This is a genomic window from Shewanella sp. ZOR0012 (assembly GCF_000798835.1).
GTDB lineage: Bacteria > Pseudomonadota > Gammaproteobacteria > Enterobacterales > Shewanellaceae > Shewanella > Shewanella xiamenensis.
Window position 1 is genome coordinate 3,933,283 of record NZ_JTLE01000094.1, and the last position, 20,078, is coordinate 3,953,360.

The window sequence follows — 20,078 nt, forward strand, 5'->3', positions numbered from 1 at the left end:
GTTTTTGTGGGGAGAAATGCTCAACCACGGAATCTGTGTAAAAGCCAATGCGGTCAAAGGGATGGGGTTATTGCGTGATGCAGCTGAGCAGGGCAGCCCCGAGGCCATGGTGAAACTTGCCGAATATTATCAAAATGGTAAGTTTGTTATTCGTAATAAAGACCGTGCGGTCAATTATTTATTGCCAGCGGCAGCGAGCGGTAGTTTAGCCGCGCGGATGATGCTGGTCCGTTTATACGGTGAAGGTTATGGTAGTCCAAGAGACTATGAAATGGCCTATAACTGGTTATACAACAATGTATTTACCGATGAGGCGACTAAGAAAAAAGCCTTGTCATTACTGCAGGTGTTAGCCGCTAAAATGCCCGCCAGTGCAGTGGCGCGGGCCCAGCAAGAGCACTTGCGAACCCGTTGAGTTGTCTCTACTGATTGAGACAAAAATATTGGATATTGAATGATCAAAGACCCTCATTTCGAGCGTGAACAGGATAAGTACGAAAACCCTATCCCAAGTCGTGAGTATATTATCGAGTACTTACGTTCTCAAAAATCACCTATTACCCGTGACAGCATCGCTGCTGCACTACAGATCCATGATGAAGAGCAATTAGAAGCCCTGCGCCGCCGTTTACGGGCGATGGAGCGCGACGGTGAATTGGTATTTACCCGCGGTCAAAGCTACGGCTTACCTGAAAAAATGGATCTGATCCCCGGCATTGTTCTTGGGCACCGAGAAGGCTACGGCTTCTTTAAACCTGACGAAGGTGGCGACGATCTATTTATCTCAAATCGCGATATGCTGATGTATTTCCATGGCGATAAAGTGCTGGCACAAAAAGCCGGTATGGATCGTAAAGGTCGTCGTGAAGCCCGTATTGTCCGTTTGATCCAGCCCCGTAGTGCTGCGATTGTTGGTCGATTCCATGTCGACAGTGGCATGGCATTTGTGATTGCCGATGATAAGCGCATTACCCAAGAAATTTTAATCGCTAGTGAAGATCGCAATGGCGCCCGTCAAGGCGATGTGGTGGTGGTAGAATTAACCCGCCGTCCCGGTCGATTTGTTAAAGCCGCAGGCAAAGTGACCGAAGTGCTTGGCAAGCAAATGGCACCGGGAATGGAAATCGAAATAGCCCTGCGCAATTACGATCTTCCCCATACGTGGTCGGCCGCCATTGAAAAGAAACTGCGCCGTATTCCCGATGAAGTGACTGAATCAGATAAAGTGGGTCGTGTCGATCTGCGTGATCTACCCTTAGTGACCATCGATGGTGAAGATGCCCGCGACTTTGACGATGCTGTTTATGCCGAAGCTAAACCCAGTGGTGGTTGGCGTCTGTGGGTGGCGATTGCCGATGTAAGCTATTATGTGCGTACCGATTCGGCCTTAGATACTGAAGCCCGTGCCCGTGGTAACTCGGTGTACTTCCCATCGCAAGTGATCCCAATGTTGCCGGAGAAAATCTCTAACGGCTTGTGTTCACTCAATCCTCATGTTGACCGCCTGTGTATGGTTGCAGAGATGACGGTTTCAGCCCGCGGTAAGTTATCGGGTTATAAGTTTTATCCGGCGTTGATGCATTCACACGCGCGCTTTACCTACACCCAAGTCGCTGCGATGCTCGAAGGTGGGCCGATTGCGCCTGAGCATGAAGCACTCTTTCCACATCTTCAATGCTTACAGTCGCTTTATTTAGCGCTTGATGAACAGCGCGCAGAGCGCGGTGCGATAGCATTTGAGACGATAGAAACGCAGTTTATTTTTAACGAACAGCGCAAGATCGATAAGATTGTGCCAAGAGCGCGTAATCAAGCTCATAAAATCATTGAAGAATGTATGATTTTGGCGAACGTGTCTGCTGCTAAGTTTGTGAAAAAGCATAAGGGTGAAATCCTCTATCGCGTGCATGAGTCACCCTCTGAGCAGAAACTGGCAAACTTTAAAGAGTTTTTAGCTGAGCGTGGTTTGAGCATGGGCGGAGGGCTTGAGCCAACGCCTGCAGATTATCAAAATGTAATGTTGCAGATTGCCGACCGTCCCGATGCTGAACTTATTCAAGTGATGTTGCTGCGCTCTATGCGCCAAGCAATCTACACGCCTGATAACGAAGGCCATTTTGGTTTGGCACTGGAAGAATACGCGCATTTTACCTCGCCTATTCGTCGTTATCCTGACTTAGTGCTGCACCGAGTGATCCGCTATTTGTTGGCGAAAGAAAAAGGTGAAGCCAATGAGAAATGGACTCCCGATGGTGGCTACCACTATCAACTCGATGAATTAGATAAATTAGGCGAAGAATGTTCTACGACTGAACGCCGCGCCGATGAAGCAACACGTGATGTAAGCGACTGGCTTAAATGTGAATTTATGCAGGACCATGTGGGTGACACCTTCGAGGCCGTGATAGCCTCTGTCACTAACTTTGGTTTATTCGTTCGCTTAAATGACTTATTTATCGATGGCTTAGTGCATATTTCTAGCCTGGGCAGCGATTATTACCAGTTCGATCCTATGCGTCAGCGTTTGATTGGTGAGCACACAGGTCAAATCTATCAAGTGGGTGACCCTGTCACGGTAAAAGTGGCCGCGGTAAACTTGGATGATAGACAGATTGACTTAGTCATGATTGGCGACAGTGGTAAAGGCGGTCGCCGCAAGGCGGCACCTAGTCGCGACAAACCCATGACAGCCCGTGAGCGGGTAAACCGCGAAGGCGCGAAAATGGCGAAAACGGCTAAATCGACTGGCGTTAAAGCGAAAGCGGGTTCAGACAAAGCGGCGAGTAAGTCTAAGTCTAAAGCGGGCACTAAGCCTAAGAAAAGTGTAAAAGATACGGCGAAAAAGCCAAAGGCCGCGAAGCGGAGCACGAGAAAGAAGTAAATGAAAAAACAAGATATTATTTTTGGGATCCACGCGGTTGAAGCGCTGTTAAAACACAGCCCTGAGCGCATTATTGAACTTTGGCTGTTGCAGGGCCGTGAGGATGAGCGTTTAACCCCGCTGATCCGTCAAGCGAAAGCCTTTGGCACGAGCATTCAAGTGACTTCACGCAAAGTGTTGGACGAGAAAGCCGAAAGTACTCAGCACCAAGGTATTATTGCCCGTGTGAAAGCGGCTAAAATCCTTGGTGAGCATGACTTAGATGAGCTGTTAGCAAAGACCGACTTACCGTTTTTATTGATTTTAGATGGCGTTACCGATCCGCATAACCTAGGTGCCTGCTTACGTAACGCCGATGCGGCGGGCGTGCAGGGCATTATTGTGCCAAAGGATAACTCCGTTGGCTTAACGGCTGTGGTTAGTAAGGTCGCTTGCGGCGCAGCTGAAACCGTGCCGTTATTCCAAGTGACTAACCTCGCCCGCACTATGCGCCATCTGCAGGAAAAGGGCGTATGGATTGTGGGGACGGCGGGTGAAGCGGATTGCGAGCTTTATCAAGCCGATCTTAAAGGGCCATTAGCGATTGCGATGGGCGCCGAAGGCAAAGGTTTACGCCGCCTAAGCCGTGAGTGTTGCGATACTTTAGTTTCGATTCCTATGTCGGGAAGCGTCTCTAGCTTAAACGTGTCGGTCGCCACGGGTATTTGCCTATTCGAAGCCGTGCGTCAACGCCGTAGCTAATTGATATATATCAATAAAAAAGACGGGCGAGCCCGTCTTTTTTTATTGCCTAAATCAACCCTTAATTGGTTTTAATAGCATCGAGGTTGGATTCGTCCACCTCGTTTGTCTCATCGTGGATAAAGCTGGGCGCTGGGTGAAATTCAAACTCGAATGTTAGCTGTTGCTCATTATCATTCTCTGCATCTTCAACAAGGGCATCGGCACCTAAATCTTCTTCATCTTCCTGCTGTGTTGGTGTCATGTGTTCCTGCACCGATTCAACATCCACCCTCGGGTCAAGTGCCGCAGCCAGTGGTGATGAGACTAAGTCACCGGTCGCCATGATGTAGTCTTGGGTGACACTGGTTTCGGTTTTTTGCTGTGAGTGAACATAACGTAGCCGTAAAAACAGGATTAAGGTACAGGCCGACATAAAGCCATAGAGCATGCTGTTGCCAAACCATTGCATAAGAGTCGAGGCGATTAATGGGCCGATGCTGGCGCCCATGCCAAAGGTGAGCAAAATGGTTGCCGATAGTCCTACCCTTTCACTTTGCTCGACACGGGAGTTAGCCAGTGCGGTTGCCAAGGGATAGAAGGTAAAGCCAAGAATGCCGAACAAAAACGTCATCACCAGTGAGAGTGTCGGATGATAGGGAGTGAGGGCGATAGCTAATGCTAAGATCCCAAGCAGTACGCAGTTGATTCGGATCAGGCGACTGCGGGACATAATGTCAGATAATTTTCCCATTGGCCATTGGGCGAGTAGGCCCGCGAGAATGGTTGCCGTCATATAGGTGGCCACCTTCTCGGGCGGTAAACCTAAGTTGCTCGCATAAGCAGGCGCCAAACCGTAAAAGGAGCCTACAATCATGCTGCCAATGGCAATGGTCGTTAGTGCCTGCGGCGCTTTGCGCCAATAGTGAGCAATTTTTAAGGGGGCGGGCACCAGTGGTGCTGGGTGAATACGCCGCGTTAAAGAAATCGGGACAATACACAGGGCAAAGCAGATGGCGATCAGTAACAGCGGCTCTAGACCGAGTTCAGGATAGAGGCTGATGGCACCTTGGCCCAAGATCAAACCGAAGTAAGAGACTATCATGTAGCTGGCAAACACAGTGCCGCGTTGGCTGCTTTCAGCCTGTTCATTGAGCCAACTTTCGAGCACCATGTATTGGCACATCATCCCCATACCGACGATAAGTCTTAGCAGGATCCAAATAGCTAACTCATCTACGAGTGCGTGACCAAGTGCGGAGGCGGCAACGATCCCAGCACTAGCGACAAAGGCACGGATATGTCCGACTTGGGCGATTAGCCGGTGGCCAATCTTAGATCCTGCGACAAGGCCGACATAGTAGGCCGACATCATGCTACCTATCCACAACTGCGGAACGTGCATCACCGAGAGCCTAAGGCCTAAATATGTGGTGAGTAAACCGCCAGCCAGCACTGTTAATAACGTCGTGCTATATAAAGAGGCGAAAGTACGTAGCGGGTTTGTCATTAACTGCTCCTTGTATGATTGCCAGGGAGAGTATATCAGCAGTCGGTGTTTATTCCGTGTTGCAAAATGTTGGAATTTATCGACTAATTTATCGTTTTTATGTGTGGGTCACTAAATTGTGCTGAAATGGGATTTGGCTGAGTGGGGGAATTGTTGTGCCAGCCAAATCGTTTTATTGCTTGTTTATCTAAAGGTATACAGCAAGTTAAAGGTGGTGATGGTATCCGTCTGCTGGCTGCCCTCAGGAACCACTTCGGTGAACTTGATGTTCATGCCGATTTTAAAGGCCCAATCCTGAAATACTAAATTTTTGTAGTTCATATCGAGAGTCAGGGTATTGTTATTTTCGCCCACTTCGGCGGTGAGATCGGCATTGATACTGGTGTATTCCTGTAATTTTTGAGAAAACTTTGCCGCAGTACGTAGGATCACATCCTTTTCGGGAGCGGGGTCTGGCTCTGCGACTGACTCGGCAGGCAAGTTGTATCGATAACCTGGGCCGATTTCGAGACTGAGTTTGGTCTTGTAGCTACTAATTGCGTTAAAACCATAACCCGAAGAAAGAGTTGAGATTTGGGTATAACTACCAAACTGATCCCAAGTGAAGTCGCCACGGCCGAAGATATAACCTTTGTTGAGTTTATAGTTGCTTTGAAGCTGGAGTTCGTACTTTTCGGAGGTGGTTTGATTTTTTTCAGAAGCAAAATACGCTTTTAGCGTCGCTTCCTGCTTAGTTTGTTTAGTATCGTAAATCAGTTGGGTTCGACCATTAAAACTGCTCGATTCGGTATTGCCTGTGTTCAATTGTAAGCCGGCTTCGACTTCTGCAGTCAAATCACTTGGTGGTTCCTGATAATCGGGAGGGACAAGCGCAAGTGCAGGAAAAGATAGGCAAAACAAACTAACTGGTGCGATAACTTTTAGCATTATAATGGGTTCTTGAGAGGTTGATGTCTGATATCCGAATAGGGGTGAGGCGTCATCATACCTGTATTGGGTGTTGAGGCAAAGTTATTGCTTGAGTTTCGCGTCTGCTTTCTGTACTATCTCGCGCTCAAATCAGTCACTATTTTCGTTCCTTGCCTCTATTTGGTTTGACTGAGCCAATAACGAGGCTACATAACCGTAAGGAGCAATAAATGCGTCATTACGAAATCGTATTTATGGTTCACCCAGATCAAAGTGAACAAGTACCAGGTATGATTGAGCGTTACACCGGTGTTATCACCGAAGCTAACGGCAAAATCCACCGTTTAGAAGATTGGGGCCGTCGTCAACTGGCTTACCCAATCCAAGATCTGCATAAAGCTCACTATGTTCTGATGAACGTTGAAGCACCAGCAGAGACGATTGAAGAGCTAGAAACTGCTTTCCGTTTCAACGACGCAGTTCTGCGTAACATGGTAATGCGTACTAAAGTTGCCGTTACTGAAGCATCTCCAATGGCGAAAGCTAAAGATGAGCGCGATTCACGTCGTGGCCCAGCTGGCGACCGCTCATATGATGAAGCTAACGCTGAAGAAATCGCTGAGTAAGTTTTTCTGTGACCACCAATAACTTGGTGTTGTCAGGAACCATAACCCGTTCCAGACGCTTTAAAAGCCCGGCAGGCATTGCACATAGTGTGATCATGCTAGAACACAAATCGCAGCGTTATGAAGCAGATATGCTCCGCAATGTCTACGTTCAAATACAAGTGATATTGAGTGGACCACGTTTTGAAAGCGTGGCAGATAATCTGAAAGCAGGTGTGGAAGTACAAGTACAAGGTTTTATGACGCTTCAACAGGGGCGAAATGGCCAAAATCGCTTAGTCATCCATGCCGAAAATGTCGAATTGAAAACTTAGGAGACTGTCAAATGGCACGTTATTTCCGTCGTCGCAAGTTCTGCCGTTTCACCGCTGAAGGTGTTGCAGAAATTGATTACAAAGATATCGTTACTTTAAAGAACTACATCACTGAAAGCGGCAAAATCGTTCCAAGCCGTATCACTGGTACTAGTGCTAAATATCAGCGTCAACTAGCTCGCGCTATCAAGCGTGCTCGTTATCTTTCTCTACTGCCATACACTGATTTACATCAGTAATTGCAGTATTCCTAATCGAATATAGAGGATTTGATAATGAACGTTATTCTGCTTGATAAAATCGCTAACCTGGGTAACCTGGGTGACCAAGTTGCAGTTAAAGCTGGTTACGCTCGTAACTACCTGCTGCCACAAGGTAAAGCTGTTGTTGCTAACGAAAGCAACGTTAAAGTATTTGAAGCTCGTCGCGCTGAATTAGAAGCTAAAATCGCTGCTGATCTGGCTGCTGCTAACCAACGTGCTGAGAAAATCGCTGCTCTGGAAGCTGTTGTTATTGCTTCTAAAGCGGGTGATGAAGGCAAACTGTTTGGTTCAGTTGGCAACCGTGACATCGCTGATGCAGTAACTGCTGCTGGCGTTGAACTGGCTAAATCAGAAGTTCGTTTACCATTAGGCGCTCTGCGTACTACTGGCGACTTCGAAGTTGAAGTTCAATTACACACTGAAGTTAAAGCTGTTGTTAAAGTTTCTATCGTTGCAGAAGCTTAATTACCAACTGCTTTAAATGAAAAACACCGCTTCGGCGGTGTTTTTTTATGGGCGCGATTTAGCATTGCTGTGTGAGTGGCTGTTTGTCACGTATTAACGCTAATCAGGCTTAGCCACTTGAGTGCAGCCAAGCCAGACGCTAAAACACATACGCTATTGCTGTGGATTGCGGTTAAAAGGCGCAAGCACTCGCGGTAGCACGCCCTGTAATTTAGAAATCGCCACCCCATAGTTAGTGATAGGCACCTGCCGCCGTTGACATTCACGAATGCGACGGAGCATTTCATTGCGGTTAAACATACAAGCGCCGCAGTGGATGACGAGGGCATATTGTTCTAAATCATCGGGAAAGTCGTGCCCAGATGTGACTACAAACTGGAGTTGTTTGCCGGTGTAGCTATTTATCCAGCGGGGAAGTTTAACTCGGCCAATATCGTCCTCCTGCACATTGTGACTACAGGCTTCGGCGATGAGCACTTTATTACCATCTTGCAATTTATCTAAAGCATCAGCTCCCGCAGCGAGAACGGCTAAATCGCCTTTAAATCGGGCAAATAAGGTTGAGAAGGTGGTGAGAGGGACTGCGTCTGGCACTGTGGCGGCGACTTGCTTAATCGCTTGAGCATCAGAAATCACCAGCTTAGGCGTAACCACTGATAATGCCTGCGTTAGTTCTGTTTCTTTGACGACCATTGCGATGGCGCTGCGATCAAGCGCCTCACGCAGTATCTGCACCTGTGGCAGGATCAATCGTCCCTTAGGTGCGGCCATATCGATAGGGACGACACAGAGAATGACATCCCCCGCTTGGTAGAGATCGCCCGCTAGGAGCGGCTCCTGCTTATACTCCGCAGGTGCTAATTCGACCATCAACTGCTTAAGCTGTTTACCTGCAAGACCTGTTGCGGCTGAGACCACAATAAAGGGTAAGGATTGAGTCTGGCAAAAGGCAATATCCTCAGCTTTGGGGAGGCAGATATCGGCTTTATTGAATACCACGAGTATTGGCATTTCTAATTGCTGTATTTCATCGATTAATGCCATGTCTGAGGGGCACAGCCCGTGCTCATCAACGACTAAGAGTGCCATATCGGAGCGAAACAACACTCTGCGAGTGGCGCTCACTCGCATTGCACCTAATGTCCCTTCATCGTCTATGCCAGCGGTATCGTAAAAGGTCACAGGCCCTAAGGGCTGTAATTCATAGGCCTTGGCCACGGCATCTGTGGTTGTGCCTTTAATATCGGATACTATCGAGATATGTTGCCCTGCGATCATATTAAGTAGGGAGGATTTCCCCGAATTACGCCGACCGACCAAGGCGATATGGTAGCGCATTCCTCTTGGTGCCGATTGGGTTTGGCTATGCTCTTGTGGATTAATGCCTTGACACATATTGGGTCCTTTTTGAATCACCACGGCTAAAGGAGGGGATTAGCCCGTGGCGTTGAATTTGCTGGCAGACTTGGTTAAGTCGCTCTGCTGCTGGGTTTTGTTGCTGGTTTTTTCCTGGATAGATGCTGTAATCGCCACTGACTTGTGCTGGGGTGAAGGAGGGCATAAGCACATTACATCCGCGTTTGAGTGCCAGTTCCCTTGCGCCTTTTTCGAGGGCGTCGAGGGAACTGGTGGCAGGAATATTCGCCCCCGGATTCATCAGTCGCAAAATAGCGCTAACCCTATGACTCTTAAGGGCGCTGCCATTGGGGGAAGTCGCAAACGGTGTTTGGTGATGGGCAATAAAGGGGCCGCAGGCCAGCATATCGAGCTGCAACTCCGATAAATGCTGAATATCACACGCTAAAATCGCATCCGTCATTCCCGGTAAATCGACAATAATCCCTGAGCCAGTTTGATATCCCAGAGACTTAAGATAATTGAGCCTTGCAATGCGCTCGTCAAAATTGGCTTTAGGGCGACACCGAGCAAAGAGGGCGCGGTCGAAGGTTTCCATCTTGAGTAAATAGCGATCGGCACCCGCCTCTCGCCAGCTTTCCAACTCATGATGTTTGCGATCACCGAGGGAGAGGGTGATTGCTAGGTTATGGCGCTGCTTAATTTCACTGATAAGGCTACTGATGCGCTTGCAACTGTAGCTAAAATCATCCCCCGATTGCAGCACTACTGTGCCTAGTCCCTGCGCGGCAATGCTATCCACTGCGTTAAGGATTTCTTCGTTCGAGAGTCGATAGCGTGTTACCTGCCGATTTTCGGTGCGTAAACCACAGTAATGGCAGTGGTTACGACAGTGATTCGAAAACTCGACAATGCCGCGTAAATACACCTGTTGATTAAATTGCAATTCAGTGGCGAGCTGGGCGCGACTAAACAACCATTCATCGTCTTGCCCCTGAAGTAGCGAAAGGATTTCGGCATAGGAAAATGCTGTGGGCTTAAGCAAGGTCGGTTTAACGGACGTTGGCTGAGTGACTGGCGCTGGCTGGCTAGGGCGAGTGATCATTAGTTACGCCCTTTATCTAGCTCAATCAAGCTTTGATACCAAAGATCGCCCACTGCGCGGCGGCATTCATCAACATAACGGCCTAGGGCCACTTCTACCGCTGAGTTTTGCTCACTGGGGATGCCTGTATCAAACCAATCGATTAAGCTGTTTGGCGCAAGACCTAAAGCAAGGATGTCAAACTCCAGCCAAAGCCCCTGAGCTGAAGTGGTATGGCTATGGGCGTAGTGGCCGACAAAGAGTCTATCGCCAATCAGCAATATAGGTTGCAGTGGTAGCGTTTGGGTCGACACTAAATTGACTGTCTCAGGAAACTGCGTTTTAAGCTCGGCGCACCAGTGGCGGGAAATATCATACAGCTGCTCAACCTCTTGCAGCGGCATCTCGGGCCTTAGGATGGTGGCAAACTCATCCCGCCATAGACGAGTGGGCTCAAGTTTAATGAGGGTGAGTTGCTTTAAGCTGGCGTTTTGTAGCCGCTGCAATAACAACTGCCCTACGGCATTATCGGCAAAATTACTGTAAATGGCCGCGTGTAGCACGATTTCATCAGCGCGTTCTATCGCATTCAGTAAGGCGCTAGTGTTAAGGCCGAAATGCAACTGCACGCCGAGATTTGAGAATAGATAAGATGCCATTTATAGATAGATATCCCGTTCACCCGCATCGGTTTTTTGCAAGCAGCCGCGCACATTGCGCGCCCGTGACGGGCTCATTTTAGCCAGTTCTCGCTCTATCAGCGCATTGCCAGCCTCGCGAGTCTTTTCACTGGCGTAATCGTTCAAATATTCCTTAAAGGTGATCAAGGCATTGGGCTGGCAGAATTTGCCAATAAACTGCTGTTTGGCTAATCCCATAAAGTGATCGCCAGTTCGTCCTTTGCGGTAACAACCCGTGCAGAAAGAGGGAATAGCATCTGAATCAGTCACTAGCTCATAAATAATATCGTCCATCTCTCGTTGATCTCCAAGGCTGAATTGCTCGGCATCATGTTGATTTTGTTTGCTGTCTTGATAACCACCCGGTGCGGTACGCGAGCCTGCGCTGATTTGTGAAACCCCGAGTTCTAACAGTTCTTTGCGCAGCGCCGCACTTTCCCGCGTGCTCATAATCAGCCCGGTATAAGGCACGGCAAGGCGAGTGATGGCAACAATGCGCTTAAAGCAGTCATCATCGACCTCATAGGGCGGTTTTTCACTGATAGCCGAACCATGGGCAGGTTCAATCCGCGGGAAGGAGATAGTGTGTGGGCCAACGCCACAATCTTTTTCGAGTTGTTGAACATGGGTGAGCATGGCGAGCAGCTCGAATCTATGATCATACAGGCCAAAAAGGGCGCCGATACCGACATCGTCAATTCCTGCTTCCATCGCCCTGTGCATGGCGTAGAGGCGGTATAAAAAGTCGGTTTTTTTACCTTTAAGATGGACTTGGCTGTAGGTGTCTTGATGATAGGTTTCTTGGAAGCATTGATAAGTGCCTATCGCCGCGGTTTTAAGTTGCTTAAAGTCCTCCACACTCATTGGCGCGCAGTTGACATTGATTCGACGAATTTCTCCGCCCTTGCCCTGCTTAACGCTGTACATGGTTTGAATACTTTCAACAATGGCTTGCACATTATTGCGTGGATGCTCGCCATAAACGGCAAGGATCCGTTTGTGACCCATTTCTTCAAGGATCGTAACTTCTTGGCGGATCTCATCCTGTTTTAAGGTTTTACGTTTGAGCTCATGGTTATCGGCGTTAAAGCCACAATAACTACAACTGTTGGCGCAATGGTTGGATACATACAGCGGCGCAAACATCACAATCCGATTGCCGTAAATGGTGTTCTTAATCTCACGGGCAACGGCAAAGAGTGCTTCATCCAAGGCTTTATCTTGGTTTTGCAGTAGGAGAGCGGTTTCTTGAATGCTTAAGCCTTCGCATTGGCGCGCTTTGTCGAGAATGGCGAGGACTTGCTCGCGACTCGGATTGCTAGCGTCTTCAATGGCCTGCCAAATCGCTTGATCGTCGATAAAGCTGACGTTGGGATTATAGTCGGAGACGGTAATGGAATGATGCTCGTGTGTGCTCATGGTTATCTATGCCCTTGAGTATGAATGTGAAAATGCGGCAGTTGTGAGCAACTGCCGCTGGAGACTTAGCTATTTGCTTGTCAGCTGTTCACCATTAGTGGCGACGGGGGCAATTTCATTTTTAACCCACAGAGGGGTGTACTCAGCGGCATCATGGTAGGGCACATTACCGTGGATCATCATGGCCTTGAAATCATCAAAGCGGTATACCGCGAGGAAAAGATGCACGGGTAAAAAGGCGGTTAACACTAAGCCTGACACTAAATGGGCCTGACCTAAAAACCACACTATATCCCGCGGCGCAGCATGGGGAATAAGCCACAGCACTAAACCGGAGAGGATTAATAGTGTGCCGCCAATCAGTACGCAGGCACCAAAGAGTTTTTGGCCTGAGTTGTATTTGTTCATCGGTGGAATAGGCACTTTTTTACCCAGTAAGAATTTCTGTGGATAGCCGCCTAACACCATAAACCATTTCACATCGCGCCCTGAGAAGCTAAACACACGGGCGATAAACAGTACCACTCGATCGAATGCCATGATGGTAAATGCCACGGCATCGAGGGCCATAACAATCCCTGCAATAATGTGCACATCATAGGTTAGCTGCATACCTTCTTGGGAAAGCGGTTTAAAAAACAATAACAAACCTGTCGCGGCTAATGGCAAAAAGCTGAGCAGCAGGATGTAGTGGAAGATCCTGACGTTTAGCGGATGTTTTAAAATGGGTCTCATATCATGTTCTTGATGCATTTCTCATCTCCAATCAAGAGCTTAATTTGGTGCGATCGACAAAGTGGGTGTGTAGCAGCTCGTGGGACATATGTCCTAATGGCTCGCCACCGAACTCTTTGTAGTACTTTTCAACTGCGGGGTTGGCGTGGCTGACACGTTTTTTCGCTAGGCTATCGTCCTTATATAACCCTTGGCTTCTGGCCTTAATGTATTCATTACGGCGCTCAAGCTTGCTGGTGAACCAGCCGATAGGGATCGCGAGCGCAGCCACAAACGCGGCGCCGACAGCCATAAATTTACGGCGTGACAGAAAGAAACTGTCCTCGGCAAATAGGTGTTTTTTCTTGTTCATTTCTGTTTCCCGTTAAATGTTACCAAGCCATGAAGAGCCTTTACCCTCAATAGGTTGACCTCCACCGTTAACGCAACCACCTGCGCAGTTCATCACCTCAATAAAGTGGTAGGGAGAGGTGCCTGCCATCACATCGCGTAGCACGGGTTCGATGTTGTTGCCCATGTCGTGCACTACGGCGACATTTACGGTCACATTCTGCTTAAGCTGAGTATCAAACAGGCTGACGGAAGCAGATTTGACGCCTTTTAGCCCGCGTACGGGTTCAAATTCTAATTTGGCCATTTCAGTACCAGTGAGCACCTTGTGGGCGGTACGTAATGCCGCTTCCATCACGCCACCTGTGGTACCAAAGATAGTGCCCGCGCCAGTGTATTCAGAGAACAAACTATCACCTTGATATTCCGCGGTATTAGCGAGATCGATATCAAGCAGTTTGAGTAACTGTGCCATTTCTCTTGTGGTGAGCACGGCATCAATATCTTGGTACGAAGGCGTGTTAGCCCCGTGTTCCTGATGATATTGCCAAGCAGAGTTAAATTCGGGGCGTGAGGCTTCGAGTTTTTTCGAGGTACAAGGCATCACAGAGACGGTGAAAATATTCTCCGGCTGCATTTGATACACCTTGGCGCCGTAAGTTTTGGCAACCGTTCCGGCCATTTGCTGGGGCGATTTGGCGGTTGACAGGTTAGGTAAAAGTGCAGGGTAGCGGGTTTCGAGGTAGCGTACCCAGCCCGGGCAGCAAGAGGTGAACTGCGGCAATGCACCTGCATTTTCTTCACCTTTCACATTGGCATGGAGGCGATGAATAAACTCACTGCCTTCTTCCATAATGGTGAGATCGGCGGCAAAGTTACAATCAAAAATCTTAAAGCCCGCCTGATTCATGGCGCCATAGAGTTTACCCGTCACCAGTTCGCCCGTGCCTAAGCCAAATTCTTCACCAATCGCCACCCGTACCGCAGGGGCGATAATGCCAACGACGGTGGTATTCTTATCGGCGAGTTTTTTTATCACGGTTTCAAGGGCGCTGTGGGTTTCTTCAATGGCGCTAAAGGGGCAGTTGATTAAACACTGTCCGCAACTTAAACATTTATCTTCATCGATAGAGTGCGCTGCACCCGAGGCTCCATTAATGGCGTGGGTTGGGCAGAACTGTTTGCAAGCATCACATCCTTTGCATTTGGATGCATTAATCTTGATCAGCCCTTGGATTTCTCCTGGTTGATAAGTTGTCGCTGTCATAGGATTTTGCGTTCCTCATTTTCAACCTGAATTATATTTTCAGTGTTATTTAATGTGTTTGTTAAGTGCTTATGTTGACGGTTACATTTAATTTGTGAAATTTTAGGCGGTTGGATGATAGGAAATTGAACCTATGAAAAACATGATGGTGATCAAGTTTTATGGTTTTTGATAAAACAGGTGTTTTTAATAGTTTTATTTGCGTTTTTTGAGTTTTTTTGAGAAATAAAAATAACAATCTTGGTTAGTTTTATAGTGGTGATTTTTATATTTTTTATTTAAATACAGTGTGTTATTTTTCTTTTTGTGTTTGCCTACCACTATTTGTGATGTTTTAAAGGCTTAGATTGAAATTTGTTGGTTAATGTGGCTTTTATCACTGGATTTTATTTTTAGGTTGGACAAATTGTCCATGTGTAGTCTTGCTTTAAATAATACTAATTAAGACGCTTTGATTGAGTTTTTGGTGAATTGATAATGCGGTAGATCACAAATTGATAAATTACATAAAATAAAAACCGTCCAAGGAATATTCCTGGGACGGTTTTGAAAGATGCTTAATTTATATTGATTAAATTAAACGGTTCATATTAGTTAATTCCATTATCATTAATCATGACAGATTAATAATAATTAGTTTCTTACTAAATCCAGTTCTTTAATCAGATTATCGGCATGGTCAACTTCATCCATCATCCATAGGATATAACGAATATCCACGTGCACGGCACGGGTGATGGTGGGATTGAAGAACCAATCCTTAGTAATCGCTTCGTAGGTGGAGTCGAAGTTAAGTCCTACAAGTTCCCCTTTGCCGTTAAATACGGGTGAGCCTGAGTTGCCACCTGTGGTATCTACGCTCGATAAGAAGTTAACTGGTACTGAGTTGAATTCTTCTGGCTTGTCCAAACAAGAGAACAGACGGCAAATCCAGCCACGGGGATCTTGGTAGACAGATTTCACTAAGTGATCGCCAAAACGTTGCTCGTGAATCGCATCGAGCAATTTTTTCGGGGCATTATAGGGCTCAACACCTGTGTGCTTAGCTACTATCCCATCAAGACGTGTAAATGGCTGTTTGTACAGCGCATCGCGGGATTGATAACCATCGACCATACCGTAGCTGATGCGTAGCGTACCGTTAGCATCGGGATACACTGGCCAGTTGTTGGCTTTGTAGTAGTCGATAACGGCGGCCATATATGCAGGGCGAGCGGTAGACAGTTTACCCGCTAGGATTTTTTCTGCCTTTTCCTGCGCCATATTGGTGTCATACAGCGCGACGGCAAGGCGGATAAATGGATCGCTGCTGGTTTCGAAGGCCTTGGCATCGGCGTCCATCCAAGCCAAACGTTGCGCTTGGTCTGTCAGAGTGGTCAGCGAATATAAACCATCGAGTTTAGCAGCTAAACTGACGTTTTTATCGTCCAAATTCAGCATATTGTCTAAGGCCGCAACACGGTTTGGCTGCGATAAATAAGCATTTAAATCTTGTAACCAGAGGGTTTTATCGACTTTGACATCAAAACTAGAGTCGATACGTTTTAAGCGTGAGCTGAACATGGCTAAGTCGCGCTCTTGGTAACCGATTTCACGCTCGGCATCGCTCTTTTGCTTTTCTTTCGCTAAGCGGTAGAGGTTGTTGGCCGCGGTGAGCAGTGTGCTCGATTGGGCGTTGGTGAAGTAATAATTGGTTTGGGTTTGCAGTTGCTGCTCGGCCAGTAACACTTCTAGTTCGCTGATAAGATTTTGATTAAGGCTAGAGTTTTTCTTTAACCAAGCCAGAAAGTCATCTTCACGTTGCTGCTTAATGCCGACGATATCCGTGGCTTTAAAGCCAGCCAGCAGACCGTTGAGCTTTTTCATCCGGTTCGCCATAGACGCCATATTGCCCGCATATTTAATCGCGATGTCGGCATCTTCCTGACCCATGGCTTCGATAGTATCAATCTGTAATTGATAGCGTTTTGCCTGAGTTGGATACAACCAATCACTGGCAAATTTAAGCTCGCTAGTGAGATTGTAACGGTTGGTCGTGCCAGGATAGCCTGCCACAAACACGCCATCGCCGGCTTTGACGCCATCGGCGTTCACTTTTAAATAGCTTTTGGGCGTATAAGGAATGTTATCTTCGCTGAAAGCCGCAGGTTTTCCGTCTTTACCCACATAAGCCCGTAGGAAGGCAAAATCACCCGAGTGGCGTGGATACTCGTAGTTATCAATATCACCACCGTAACCACCAACACTTTCAGGTGGTGCATACACTAGGCGCACATCGCGGATCATCAATTGCTTGATGAGGTAATATTCCAAGCCATTGTGGAAGCTGCGAACGTTACAGCGGTAGTTATCATCGGCTTCACAGCTTTTGATTAAGGCTTTACTGTGATTCTCAATCTCTTCGTAGCGTTTTAGTGGATCTTGGCTTAAGTCTTTAGTTACCTCAGCGGTGACATTAGTCACGGCTTCGGTGATGTATAAACGCTCATTGGGACCGGCCGACGGTTCTTTATCCATTGACGTGGCTAAAAAGCCTTGTTCGAGATAGTTATGCTCTTTCTTAGTGTTATATTGTATCGCCTTGTAGGCACAATGATGGTTTGTCACAACTAGCCCTTGGGGCGAGACAAAACTGGCGGTACAATAGCCCAGCCCGACAACGGCGTTCATTGGATAACTGGTGAGATCGGCCAGCTTATCTGCGGGAATATCGATTCCACGCGCGCTGAGTTTGTCTGCAATAGAAGGCATTTGATAAGGTTGCCATTGCCCTTCATCGGCTGTTGCAATGCCAGAGGTCAGTACTAAGGCTGCAACCAATGCAATACGCATGTTCTTTCCTTATTTTTAGTTTGAGTATCCGTTGGGTGAGATAACAGGCCTGTGAAACCACCTGTTTGCTTGACGGGGTTTTATATCATATTTTGTTAAGTTGTTGGAAATCGGGAGTGTTAATGTCACAACAAGGTGCTTTTAAGCCTAAGAGTAAGCCAAGGGATTTGCAGGTCGATAGCCTCAAGCTACCGCCGCATTCAATTGAGGCTGAACAATCGGTATTAGGCGGCCTCATGTTAGACGCCGACGCTTGGGATAAAGTGGCTGAAACCGTAGTGAAAGAGGATTTTTATTCTCGCTCGCACCGGATGATTTTCGCCGCCATGCACCGTTTAGTCGAAACAGGCCAACCTATCGACTTAATTACGGTTTCTGAACAGCTTGAGCTTGAAAACCAACTCGAAGAAGCGGGCGGCTTTGCCTACTTGGGCGAGATTGCCAAAAACACCCCGAGTGCCGGCAACATTGTTTCCTATGCTGAAATTGTCCGTGAGCGCGCAGTCGTACGCGAGATGATCCGCGTTGCTCATGAGATTGCCGATGCGGGTTATAACCCTGAAGGCCGCGATTCCAGCGCTCTACTCGATTTAGCTGAGAGCAAAGTCTTTAAAATTGCTGAGCAGCGCACCAATGCTAACGAAGGCCCTGAAGGCATCAAAACCATTCTGGAAAAAACCGTTGATAAGATTGAGCAGCTCTACAACAATCCACACAATGGTGTAACCGGGGTATCGAGTGGCTTTACTGATCTCGATAAAATGACAGCAGGCTTTCAATCCGGCGACTTGATCATCGTGGCGGCGCGTCCGTCGATGGGGAAAACGACCTTTGCGATGAACCTGTGCGAACAGGCGGCGATGAATGAAGACAAGCCCGTGCTTATTTTCAGCCTCGAGATGCCCTCAGAACAGATCATGATGCGTATGTTGGCCTCTTTAGGGCGGGTTGATCAAACCAAAATCCGTACCGGACAACTCGATGATGAGGATTGGGCGCGGGTATCCTCGACCATGGGCATTATGCTTGAGCAAGGTAAGATGTATATCGATGATGGTTCAGGCTTAACGCCGACCGAAGTGCGCAGCCGTGCCCGCCGTATTGCCCGCGAGCATGGCGGATTATCGATGATCATGGTCGACTACTTGCAGCTGATGCAAGTGCCGGCATTATCGGACAATCGTACCCTTGAAATTGCTGAAATCTCTCGTTCTCTTAAGGCATTAGCTAAAGAATTAGAAATCCCCGTTATCGCACTTTCCCAGCTTAACCGCTCGCTCGAACAACGTGCCGATAAACGCCCTGTGAACTCGGACTTACGTGAATCAGGTTCTATTGAGCAGGATGCGGATCTCATCATGTTTATTTACCGTGATGAGGTGTATAACAACGACTCTCCCGATAAGGGCACGGCGGAAATCATTATCGGTAAACAGCGTAACGGCCCAATTGGACGTGTGCGCTTGACCTTCCAAGGCCAGTTTTCCCGTTTTGATAACTATGCAGGTCCTCAGTTTGAAGAAGATTAATTCCCGGTGTTAGAAGATAAGCAAAGCTTATGTATTCTTTTTATTTCCAGACTTTTCCAAATAGACAAGGCAAATTTTGAAACCTTTTCCTCGAGCAGAAATTAGCAGTACTGCACTGCAAAACAACCTCGCCGTTTTACGCCAGCAGGCGAGCAGCAGCCAAGTGATGGCGGTGGTGAAAGCCAATGGTTATGGTCATGGATTATTAAATGTCGCTCATTGTTTACATACTGCCGATGGCTTCGGCTTAGCCCGTTTGGAAGAGGCATTAGAACTGCGCGAAGGTGGTATTAAGGCGCGTTTATTATTGCTGGAGGGCTTTTTTCGCAGCACCGACTTACCTTTGTTGGTGGAGCACGATATCGATACTGTGGTGCACCACGAATCGCAAATCGAGATGTTAGAACAGGCAAACTTAACGAAGCCTGTCACCGTGTGGCTAAAAGTCGATTCGGGGATGCATCGTTTAGGGGTCACGCCTGAACAATTCACTGCGGTTTATGCGCGTTTGGCCGCCTGCGAAAATGTTGCCAAACCTGTTCATTTGATGACCCACTTTGCCTGTGCCGATGAGCCGGATAATCATTACACTCAAGTACAAATGCAAACCTTTAACCAGTTAACTGCGGATTTACCTGGGTTTAGAACCTTAGCCAACTCGGCGGGTGCGCTTTATTGGCCTAAAAGCCAAGGGGATTGGATCCGTCCAGGCATTGCGCTCTATGGCGTATCTCCTGTCACAGGAGATTGCGGTGCGAACCATGGTTTGATCCCCGCGATGAACTTAGTCTCACGTTTGATTGCTGTGCGCGATCATAAAGCGGGTCAACCCGTAGGTTATGGTTGTTATTGGACAGCCAAGCAAGATACTCGCCTTGGGGTTGTCGCTATTGGCTATGGTGATGGCTATCCGCGGAATGCGCCGGAAGGTACGCCTGTATGGATAAATGGCCGCAGAGTGCCGATTGTTGGCCGGGTATCTATGGATATGTTAACCGTAGATTTAGGCCAAGATGCGGCGGATCAAGTCGGTGATGATGTGCTACTTTGGGGGCAGGCTTTACCCGTAGAGGAGGTGGCCGAACACATTGGTACCATCGCCTATGAATTAGTGACTAAACTGACTCCAAGAGTAGCTGTTTGCTTAGCATAGTTTGC

At 47.7% G+C, this 20,078-nt stretch carries 18 protein-coding genes and 1 pseudogene; 9 read left to right on the forward strand and 10 right to left on the reverse strand.

All coding sequences use genetic code 11. The features are described 5' to 3' along the window. From motX to rlmB, 3 genes and pseudogenes are all read left to right on the forward strand, one after another. Nucleotides 1-415, forward strand: a pseudogene (gene motX / locus L976_RS18920) (flagellar protein MotX); the annotation flags it as partial. Nucleotides 416-454: 39 nt separating this feature from the next. Then, nucleotides 455-2,881, forward strand: coding sequence for a ribonuclease R (gene rnr / locus L976_RS18925; RefSeq protein WP_047539298.1), 2,427 nt, complete (start codon nucleotides 455-457; stop codon nucleotides 2,879-2,881). Next, complete coding sequence (gene rlmB / locus L976_RS18930) at nucleotides 2,882-3,622, forward strand: 23S rRNA (guanosine(2251)-2'-O)-methyltransferase RlmB (protein WP_037427160.1); 741 nt, start codon at nucleotides 2,882-2,884, stop codon at nucleotides 3,620-3,622. It begins immediately after the preceding gene. 61 nt (nucleotides 3,623-3,683) lie between these two features. Here the strand turns inward: rlmB and L976_RS18935 are convergent, their stop codons facing one another. Next, the gene (locus L976_RS18935; protein WP_047539301.1) at nucleotides 3,684-5,111 is read right to left on the reverse strand and encodes an MFS transporter; all 1,428 of its coding nucleotides are present in this window, start codon (nucleotides 5,109-5,111) and stop codon (nucleotides 3,684-3,686) included. 183 nt (nucleotides 5,112-5,294) lie between these two features. Beyond that, on the reverse strand, nucleotides 5,295-6,038 hold the full coding sequence (locus L976_RS18940) for a DUF481 domain-containing protein (RefSeq protein WP_047539304.1): 744 nt from the start codon (nucleotides 6,036-6,038) through the stop codon (nucleotides 5,295-5,297). Between the two features lie 212 nt (nucleotides 6,039-6,250). Between L976_RS18940 and rpsF the strand changes: the two genes are divergently transcribed. From rpsF to rplI, 4 genes are read left to right on the forward strand one after another with little or no spacing between them, the layout of a single operon-like run. Continuing rightward, entirely contained in the window at nucleotides 6,251-6,646 is a 396-nt protein-coding gene (gene rpsF / locus L976_RS18945; RefSeq protein WP_011623998.1) for a 30S ribosomal protein S6, read from the forward strand. Between the two features lie 8 nt (nucleotides 6,647-6,654). After that, nucleotides 6,655-6,960, forward strand: coding sequence for a primosomal replication protein N (priB, locus tag L976_RS18950; RefSeq protein WP_011073673.1), 306 nt, complete (start codon nucleotides 6,655-6,657; stop codon nucleotides 6,958-6,960). Between the two features lie 11 nt (nucleotides 6,961-6,971). After that, nucleotides 6,972-7,199: a 30S ribosomal protein S18 gene (gene rpsR, locus L976_RS18955; RefSeq protein WP_006083042.1), complete on the forward strand. Its 228-nt coding sequence runs from the start codon at nucleotides 6,972-6,974 to the stop codon at nucleotides 7,197-7,199. A 36-nt stretch (nucleotides 7,200-7,235) separates the two neighbouring features. Further along, a complete protein-coding gene (rplI, locus tag L976_RS18960) occupies nucleotides 7,236-7,688 on the forward strand; it encodes a 50S ribosomal protein L9 (protein WP_037422085.1) in 453 nt (150 codons plus the stop codon). A gap of 153 nt (nucleotides 7,689-7,841) precedes the next feature. On the opposite strand, the gene hydF is transcribed toward rplI, so the two are convergent. From hydF to L976_RS19000, 8 genes are all read right to left on the reverse strand, one after another. Beyond that, nucleotides 7,842-9,083, reverse strand: coding sequence for a [FeFe] hydrogenase H-cluster maturation GTPase HydF (gene hydF / locus L976_RS18965; RefSeq protein WP_047539311.1), 1,242 nt, complete (start codon nucleotides 9,081-9,083; stop codon nucleotides 7,842-7,844). Further along, on the reverse strand, nucleotides 9,067-10,149 hold the full coding sequence (gene hydE, locus L976_RS18970; RefSeq protein ID WP_081990936.1) for a [FeFe] hydrogenase H-cluster radical SAM maturase HydE: 1,083 nt from the start codon (nucleotides 10,147-10,149) through the stop codon (nucleotides 9,067-9,069). The genes hydF and hydE overlap by 17 nt, the downstream gene beginning before the upstream one ends. After that, nucleotides 10,149-10,787: a hypothetical protein gene (locus L976_RS18975; protein ID WP_047539314.1), complete on the reverse strand. Its 639-nt coding sequence runs from the start codon at nucleotides 10,785-10,787 to the stop codon at nucleotides 10,149-10,151. The genes hydE and L976_RS18975 overlap by 1 nt, the downstream gene beginning before the upstream one ends. Continuing rightward, nucleotides 10,788-12,227: a [FeFe] hydrogenase H-cluster radical SAM maturase HydG gene (hydG, locus tag L976_RS18980; RefSeq protein ID WP_047539317.1), complete on the reverse strand. Its 1,440-nt coding sequence runs from the start codon at nucleotides 12,225-12,227 to the stop codon at nucleotides 10,788-10,790. Nucleotides 12,228-12,296: 69 nt separating this feature from the next. Next, the gene (locus L976_RS18985; RefSeq protein ID WP_047539320.1) at nucleotides 12,297-12,980 is read right to left on the reverse strand and encodes a cytochrome b/b6 domain-containing protein; all 684 of its coding nucleotides are present in this window, start codon (nucleotides 12,978-12,980) and stop codon (nucleotides 12,297-12,299) included. 13 nt (nucleotides 12,981-12,993) lie between these two features. Continuing rightward, nucleotides 12,994-13,314, reverse strand: a complete 321-nt coding sequence (gene hydB / locus L976_RS18990; RefSeq protein ID WP_023268564.1) for an iron hydrogenase small subunit HydB — start codon at nucleotides 13,312-13,314, stop codon at nucleotides 12,994-12,996. A gap of 12 nt (nucleotides 13,315-13,326) precedes the next feature. Beyond that, on the reverse strand, nucleotides 13,327-14,559 hold the full coding sequence (gene hydA / locus L976_RS18995; protein WP_047539326.1) for an iron hydrogenase large subunit HydA: 1,233 nt from the start codon (nucleotides 14,557-14,559) through the stop codon (nucleotides 13,327-13,329). Nucleotides 14,560-15,192: 633 nt separating this feature from the next. Continuing rightward, complete coding sequence (locus L976_RS19000) at nucleotides 15,193-17,391, reverse strand: S46 family peptidase (RefSeq protein WP_047539329.1); 2,199 nt, start codon at nucleotides 17,389-17,391, stop codon at nucleotides 15,193-15,195. Nucleotides 17,392-17,513: 122 nt separating this feature from the next. On the opposite strand from L976_RS19000, the gene dnaB reads away from it, so the two are divergent. Together dnaB and alr are read left to right on the forward strand one after the other, a co-directional pair. After that, complete coding sequence (gene dnaB / locus L976_RS19005) at nucleotides 17,514-18,920, forward strand: replicative DNA helicase (protein WP_037422109.1); 1,407 nt, start codon at nucleotides 17,514-17,516, stop codon at nucleotides 18,918-18,920. Nucleotides 18,921-18,996: 76 nt separating this feature from the next. Beyond that, entirely contained in the window at nucleotides 18,997-20,073 is a 1,077-nt protein-coding gene (gene alr, locus L976_RS19010) for an alanine racemase (RefSeq protein ID WP_037422110.1), read from the forward strand. The last annotated feature ends 5 nt before the right edge of the window (nucleotides 20,074-20,078 follow it).

Bases quoted from the DNA above. Each gene is read 5' to 3' on its own strand.
- L976_RS18985 (WP_047539320.1), bottom strand. From the start codon at position 12,980: ATGCATCAAGAACATGATATGAGACCCATTTTAAAACATCCGCTAAAC.
- rplI (WP_037422085.1), top strand. From the start codon at position 7,236: ATGAACGTTATTCTGCTTGATAAAATCGCTAACCTGGGTAACCTGGGT.
- hydF (WP_047539311.1), bottom strand. From the start codon at position 9,083: ATGTGTCAAGGCATTAATCCACAAGAGCATAGCCAAACCCAATCGGCA.
- hydG (WP_047539317.1), bottom strand. From the start codon at position 12,227: ATGAGCACACACGAGCATCATTCCATTACCGTCTCCGACTATAATCCC.
- L976_RS18940 (WP_047539304.1), bottom strand. From the start codon at position 6,038: ATGCTAAAAGTTATCGCACCAGTTAGTTTGTTTTGCCTATCTTTTCCT.
- L976_RS18935 (WP_047539301.1), bottom strand. From the start codon at position 5,111: ATGACAAACCCGCTACGTACTTTCGCCTCTTTATATAGCACGACGTTA.
- hydE (WP_081990936.1), bottom strand. From the start codon at position 10,149: ATGATCACTCGCCCTAGCCAGCCAGCGCCAGTCACTCAGCCAACGTCC.
- dnaB (WP_037422109.1), top strand. From the start codon at position 17,514: ATGTCACAACAAGGTGCTTTTAAGCCTAAGAGTAAGCCAAGGGATTTG.
- rpsF (WP_011623998.1), top strand. From the start codon at position 6,251: ATGCGTCATTACGAAATCGTATTTATGGTTCACCCAGATCAAAGTGAA.
- rlmB (WP_037427160.1), top strand. From the start codon at position 2,882: ATGAAAAAACAAGATATTATTTTTGGGATCCACGCGGTTGAAGCGCTG.
- L976_RS18975 (WP_047539314.1), bottom strand. From the start codon at position 10,787: ATGGCATCTTATCTATTCTCAAATCTCGGCGTGCAGTTGCATTTCGGC.
- rpsR (WP_006083042.1), top strand. From the start codon at position 6,972: ATGGCACGTTATTTCCGTCGTCGCAAGTTCTGCCGTTTCACCGCTGAA.
- hydA (WP_047539326.1), bottom strand. From the start codon at position 14,559: ATGACAGCGACAACTTATCAACCAGGAGAAATCCAAGGGCTGATCAAG.
- hydB (WP_023268564.1), bottom strand. From the start codon at position 13,314: ATGAACAAGAAAAAACACCTATTTGCCGAGGACAGTTTCTTTCTGTCA.
- L976_RS19000 (WP_047539329.1), bottom strand. From the start codon at position 17,391: ATGCGTATTGCATTGGTTGCAGCCTTAGTACTGACCTCTGGCATTGCA.
- rnr (WP_047539298.1), top strand. From the start codon at position 455: ATGATCAAAGACCCTCATTTCGAGCGTGAACAGGATAAGTACGAAAAC.